This is a genomic window from Rhizobacter sp. (assembly GCF_035702065.1).
Lineage (GTDB): Bacteria > Pseudomonadota > Gammaproteobacteria > Burkholderiales > Burkholderiaceae_C > Rhizobacter.
Window position 1 is genome coordinate 1 of the sequence record NZ_DASSRA010000454.1, and the last position, 3,341, is coordinate 3,341.

A 3,341-nucleotide genomic window follows, 5' to 3' on the forward strand; every position below is an offset into this window, starting at 1 on the left:
CGCCCCGATCCCGCTGGAGCGCAGCACCCTGCAACCGCTGGACGACGGCCGCGCCGCACCGCTGATCTAGGGCCGAAACCGCCCCCTGTTCCTGCCTTCGGCCGCCCGGCCGCCGCCTAGGATCACAGAGCCTCCAAACACCCTGCCCTTCGGGCCAGGCATGGGCTCTGCCATGACCGACACCACCCAGCGCTTCGCCGTCATCGGCAGCTCGCACCTCTACGGGATCATCCACAGCTATGTGGGCCCGCTGCGCGACCTGCGCGAGAAGTACAGCGTGGCCTGGGAGACCGGCGTGCCCGCCACCGGCCGGCTCGACTTCGGCGGCCTGCCCGGCTGGGAAGGCTGTTTCGTCGCCTACAACACCCCCGCCGCCGGCGCCCCGCCCGTCGTGCGCGACCAGGTGCTCTACATGCCGCCCGAGCTGTCGCGCGTGCTCGGCAGCATCCCCCAGGACACCGACTGCATCTTCTCGCTGATGCGCGGCCACGAGTTCGCCATGAGCGGGCTGGTGGACGACCCATCGCACGCCGACTTCAACGACGGCGACAGCCTTTGCGAAGCCGGCCGCCAGTGGGTCTCGCTCGAAGACGCCACCGCCTGGGTGCGCGAGATCGCCGCGCCGCTCTTCGGCACCCACCTCGCGCTGAAGCAGCACTTTCCGAAGGCGCGCATCGTGCACGTGCCGGCGCCGCCGCCGATCGAGTCGCAGGCCCACATCGAGGCCAACGTCGAGAGCTTCGGCCCCCTCTTCGCCCGCCACGGCATCAAGCCGTATGCGATGCGCCAGCGCCTGTACAAGCTGATGTACGGCACGCTCAACCGCGACCTCGCCGCCTACGGCATCGAGAGCCTGCCAGTGCCCAGCGAAGCGCTCACACCGGCCGGTGGCCTGCGCGCCGACTGGGCCCGGGGCTGCCTGCACGGCAACGAACACTACGGCGCGGCGCTGGGCCAGCAGATGAAGCGGAGGCTCCAGCATGCACCCGTATGAGCACCTGCCCGACGGCAACTTCTGGCGCAAGACCGTCAGCGTGCAGTCGTGGGCCGAACTCGCGTTCAAGCCCGAGACCAAGTTCAAGCTCAAGCCCTCCGACCGCATCGCCACCGCCGGCAGCTGCTTCGCGCAGCACATGGCCAAGCGCCTGGCCACCTTCGGCCTGGCCCACCACGTGGTGGAAACGCCGCCCGCCTTCATGGGCGCCGAGCGCGCCCGCGAGCTGCAGTACGGCGTGTTCTCGGCGCGCTACGCCAACCTCTACACCGTGCGCCAGCTGCGCCAGTTGATCGAATACGCCTTCGGCCTGCGGCCCGAGGCCTCGCCGGTGTGCCAGGACAAGGGCCGCTGGTTCGACCTGCTGCGCCCGAAGATCACGCCCAATGGCTATGCCAGCCTCGACGACCTGACCGCCGACCGCCGCTACCACCTGGCCTGCGTGCGCCGCATGTTCGAGACCTGCGACGTGTTCGTCTTCACGCTCGGCCTCACCGAAGGCTGGGTCGAGGTCGACAGCGGCATCGTCTTCCCCGTGGCCCCGGGCACGGCGGCGGGCGAGTTCGATGGCAGCCGCCACGCCTTCGTCAACTTCAAGCACGCGAGCATCGAAGCCGACCTGGCCTGGTGCCTGGAGTTCATCCAATCGGTGAATCCGGCACTGCGCTGGATCCTCACCGTCTCGCCGGTGCCGCTGGTGGCCACCGCCACCGCCCAGCCGGTGCTGGTGGCATCGAGCTACTCCAAGGCGGTGCTGCGGGCTGCGGCCGGCGACACGGCCGATGCCCACGCGCATGTGGAGTACTTCCCGTCCTTCGAGATCATCTCCAGCGTGCAGAGCTTCGGCCAGTACCTGGAGTCCGACCTGCGCGAGGTGTCGCCGCGCGGCGTGAACCACGTGATGCGGGTCTTCTCGTCGAGCTTCGTCGAGGCCGGTGCCGCCGCGGCACGCGCCCCCGAGCCCCGTGTGCCCAGCCTGCACGAGCAGGTGGCGCTGGCGGCCCAGGTCGAGTGCGAAGAGCTGCTCAACGACCGGCCCTGAAGCGCAACTTCTTCACCGACCTTCCATGACCGACGCCGCCCCCCTGCCCCCCGTCCACCTGTACCAGATCGCCTACTCGCAGGCCACGCTGGCGCAGATCGAGCCGGGCTACCACTTCATCGACAACCTGCAGAACCCGCGGCCCGACTGGTACGAGTACTGGCCGATCCGCCGCCACCTCTTGGCCGAGACGCTGGACGAGAACGCCTTCTACGGCTTCTTCAGCCCCAAGTTCATCCAGAAGACCGGCCTCTCGCACGCGCGCGTGACGGCCTTCGTGCAGCGGCACGCGGCCAGCACCGACGTGTGCCTGTTCTCGCCGCAGGCCGACATGGGCGCCTTCTTCCTCAACGTGTTCGAGCAGGGCGAGACCTTCGACCCCGGCCTCATCGAGGCCTTCAGCGCCTTCCTGCAGTCGGTGGGCCGCGCCGGCCCCGAGCTGCGCGGCATGGTGATGGACTCGCGCCAGATCGTCTTCAGCAACTACTTCGTCGCCCGCCCCGCCTTCTGGCGCGAATGGCTGGCCCTGAACGAGCAGCTCTTCGCCGCCTGCGAAGGGCCGGACACGCCGCTCAAGCGCATGCTCACACCACCCACCACCTACCCTGGCGACGCGCAACGCAAGGTCTTCCTGATGGAGCGCGTGGCCTCGTACCTGCTGTTCACGCAGCCGCACTGGCGCACCCAGGCGGCCAATACCTTCGAGTTCCTGTGGTCGGAGACCAGCCTGCGCAACGCGCGCAGCGAAGCCATCGTCAGCGATGCGCTCAAGACGGCCTTCCGCGAACAGGGCTTCCCGCAGTACCTGAAAGAGTTCGCCGCGGTGCGCGAGCGCTTCCGCGCCAACGCGCGGGCGCAGGCCCAAGCCGAAGCGGCCGCCCAGGCCACCCCCGAGGTCACCCCATGAAAACCGCCTGCGCCCTGATGGCCGTCTACAACGAGGCCGACGTGATCCGCGAAGCAGTCACCAAGCTGATCGCGCACGGCGTGAACGTCTACATCATCGACAACGCCTCCACCGACGGCACCGCCGAGGTGGTGGCCGACCTGGTCGGCCGCGGTGTGGTCGACATCGAGACCGCCCGCTTCTACGAGAACGGCCGCGAGGTCTACGACTGGACGGCGCTGCTGCGCATGAAGGAGCAGCTCTCGCGCAAGCTCGGGCACGACTGGTACCTGCACGTCGACGCCGACGAGATCCGCTACGCGCCCTGGCCCGAGCTCACGCTGCGCGAAGGCCTGGACCGCGTGGACGGCGCGGGCTACAACCTCGTCAACTTCAAGCTCTACAACTTCCGGCTCACC

At 69.0% G+C, this 3,341-nt stretch carries 4 protein-coding genes; all 4 read left to right on the forward strand.

All coding sequences use genetic code 11. From position 1 onward, the window contains the following. Window positions 1–172: 172 nt before the first annotated feature. A complete protein-coding gene (locus VFL64_RS20005) occupies window positions 173–994 on the forward strand; it encodes a hypothetical protein (protein WP_489542144.1) in 822 nt (273 codons plus the stop codon). Beyond that, window positions 981–2,036 carry a GSCFA domain-containing protein gene (locus VFL64_RS20010; protein ID WP_489542145.1) on the forward strand — a complete coding sequence of 352 codons (1,056 nt, stop codon included), beginning with the start codon at window positions 981–983 and terminating at the stop codon, window positions 2,034–2,036. Before VFL64_RS20005 ends, VFL64_RS20010 begins: the two co-directional genes overlap by 14 nt. A 25-nt stretch (window positions 2,037–2,061) precedes the next feature. Then, the gene (locus tag VFL64_RS20015; RefSeq protein ID WP_489542146.1) at window positions 2,062–2,943 is read left to right on the forward strand and encodes a hypothetical protein; all 882 of its coding nucleotides are present in this window, start codon (window positions 2,062–2,064) and stop codon (window positions 2,941–2,943) included. Further along, window positions 2,940–3,341: glycosyltransferase family 2 protein (locus VFL64_RS20020; RefSeq protein WP_489542147.1), on the forward strand; the 402-nt coding region annotated here is incomplete at its 3' end. The genes VFL64_RS20015 and VFL64_RS20020, both read left to right, overlap by 4 nt.